2 protein-coding genes are annotated in these 2,955 nt (G+C 39.2%); both read right to left on the bottom strand.

Annotated elements, in window-relative coordinates:
* Positions 1–1,168 (bottom strand): putative porin (locus Q0507_RS03365; protein WP_298712362.1); only part of this gene is annotated, 1,168 nt, incomplete at its 3' end.
* Between the two features lie 556 nt (positions 1,169–1,724).
* Positions 1,725–2,930, bottom strand: a complete 1,206-nt coding sequence (locus tag Q0507_RS03360) for a putative porin (RefSeq protein ID WP_298712359.1) — start codon at positions 2,928–2,930, stop codon at positions 1,725–1,727.
* Positions 2,931–2,955: the final 25 nt, after the last annotated feature.

The raw sequence follows: 2,955 nt of genomic DNA, 5'->3' as shown, positions 1-2,955 counted from the left end.
CTTTATCATTACCGTTTTGATCTTTCCAATCAAAACCGTAGTTAGCTGTTAAGCCTACATTGTTTTGTAATGCATAGTCAACGGAAGCCATCCAACCTTTAGCATCTGTAGTGTAGATGTGGTTGTAAGTAGTATCAATAATAGGAGCATTTTCTTTTGCATTAAAGTATTGACCTTTTACGCCCCAAGTACCTTGTTTTTTGATATCGTAGTTACCATAACCTACGCCTGCTGTCCAAGCTTGAGATTCTTCAAGGCTAGAAGCTTTCAACCATTCGCCACCAACCCAAATTTTATCGAAGTTAGCATCAACATTGAAACCATATACGTTTCTAACATCATCATCTTGGTTAATACGGTCATAGAAACCACCAACTGTAGCATGTTTACCAACTTTACCATTAACATTTACGATAAGATCAGTAACATTTTCCTCTTTAGTCAAGCCAGCTGCATCGCCAGATACCATGTAACCGTATGCAGCTTGAGCCATAATTTTGTCGTTACCAACGTTCAATTGAGCACCGTCGAAAGTACCATCAAATGCTAAGCCGCCACCAATAACTTGGTTAAAACGACCAGCTTTCAAGGATGCGCGTTCACCGAATTTATGGTTAACATATGCACGGTCGATTTGAGCGTCTGCATTACCACCAGTAGAGGAGTTACCCAATTCAAAGTTACCAGAAGTCAAACGAACTACAGCATCTGTACGATCGTTAACTTTTGCATTGAATTGTACACGTGCACGAGCATCGAATTTGGATTTACCATTTTCAGTGTCACGGTAACGAAGACGAGCATCACCAGTAACTTTTACGTTACCAACGCGGTCTTCCAAACGAGCTACACGAACGCCCAAGTTGTTCAATTCGTTGGAGAATTCATCAGCCAAACGGTTGATCATAGCTTGTTGTTCAGCGTTAGCGCGATCTTGGTTAGCCATAGCTTTAGCTACCATTTGAGCCATTTCGTAACGAGTGATGTTGTTTTGGCCTTTGAAAGTGCCATCTGGGTAACCGTTAACGATACCAGCGTTTGCCAATTGGGAAACTGCTTGGTATGCCCAAGAATCTGGAGTTACATCGGAGAATGGGTTAGCTGCGAATGCAGTAGTTACACCCAAAACTGCTGTTGCTGCAAAGATTGCTGCCAATTGTTTTTTCATAGTTGAATTCCTTCTTTCTGAAAAATAGAAAATTAAAATGTTACAAGTCATAACTCACACATTTTGCTCAGATCTTCAGATTGTGAATTCATTGGGAGTGTCCATGTTTCCTCACCACATTCTATATCGAAAATCTTAATTTCACGTGTTTATCATGTCTTGTACAGTGATAGTAGCACAACCTTTTTTTGTATGTAAAGCCTTAACTCATATTTTTAGTCTTATCAATCACAACTTATAATTTTAAAAGTTTCATGAACTCAGTTGTAATCTATCTTCATGAACTTCTACTTCATCTTTATAGTTTTATACAGAAAAAGATTATTAACAGCCATAAATATACATTTTCATTAATATTTCTAATTAAATATATTCATATTGATTAATATTATTAATATCAAGCATAATTTAAACAAGAATATTCTTACTAGCTATACTAAAAACAGTAGTTATAATACCTTTTAAATCAGTAATATAACCCTTTCATCTTTCTATCTATCTTTAACACAAAAAAGAGACTCCCAAAGGAGTCTCTTTTGTATGATTAACTATCAAATTAGAATTTGTAGTTAAGGTCAGCACGGTAGAAGTTATCTAATTTATCACCGTCTTGATCTTTCCAGTTGAAGCCGTAGTTAGCGGACAAGCCTACGTTGTTTTGTAAAGCGTAGTCAACGGATGCCATCCAACCTTTAGCACCTGTAGTGTACAAGTGGTTATAAGTTGTATCTACGATTGGAGCATTTTCTTTTGCATTGAAGTATTGACCTTTTACGTCCCAAGTACCTTGTTTTTTGATGTCGTAGTTACCATAACCAACGCCTGCAGTCCATGCAGTAGATTCGTCAACGTTGGAAGCTTTCAACCATTCGCCGCCTACCCAAACTTTGTCGAAGTTAGCGTCAGCGTTGAAGCCATATACGTTTTTATAACCAGTGGATTGGTTTACACGATCGTAGAAACCACCTAGCATAGTATGTTTACCTACTTTACCAGTTAAGCCAAGGTAAGTATTAGTTACGTTTTGTTCTTTAGTCTTGCCAGCTGCTTCGCCGGATACCATGTAACCATAAGCTGCTTGTGCTTTGATTTTGTCGTTACCAACGTTCAATTGAGCACCGTCGAAAGTACCATCAAATGCTAAGCCGCCACCAATAACTTGGTTAAAACGACCAGCTTTCAAGGATGCGCGTTCACCGAATTTATGGTTAACATATGCACGGTCGATTTGAGCGTCTGCATTACCACCAGTAGAGGAGTTACCCAATTCAAAGTTACCAGAAGTCAAACGAACTACAGCATCTGTACGATCGTTAACTTTTGCATTGAATTGTACACGTGCACGAGCATCGAATTTGGATTTACCATTTTCAGTGTCACGGTAACGAAGACGAGCATCACCAGTAACTTTTACGTTACCAACGCGGTCTTCCAAACGAGCTACACGAACGCCCAAGTTGTTCAATTCGTTGGAGAATTCATCAGCCAAACGGTTGATCATAGCTTGTTGTTCAGCGTTAGCGCGATCTTGGTTAGCCATAGCTTTAGCTACCATTTGAGCCATTTCGTAACGAGTGATGTTGTTTTGGCCTTTGAAAGTGCCATCTGGGTAACCGTTAACGATACCAGCGTTTGCCAATTGGGAAACTGCTTGGTATGCCCAAGAATCTGGAGTTACATCGGAGAATGGGTTAGCTGCGAATGCAGTAGTTACACCCAAAACTGCTGTTGCTGCAAAGATTGCTGCCAATTGTTTTTTCATAGTTGAATTCCTTCTTTCTGAAAAA

Origin of the sequence: uncultured Veillonella sp. (assembly GCF_938010505.1) — a bacterium.
GTDB lineage: Bacteria > Bacillota > Negativicutes > Veillonellales > Veillonellaceae > Veillonella.
The sequence above is the reverse complement of the archived record's forward strand: the minus strand, read 5'-3'. Positions and strand labels throughout refer to the sequence as shown.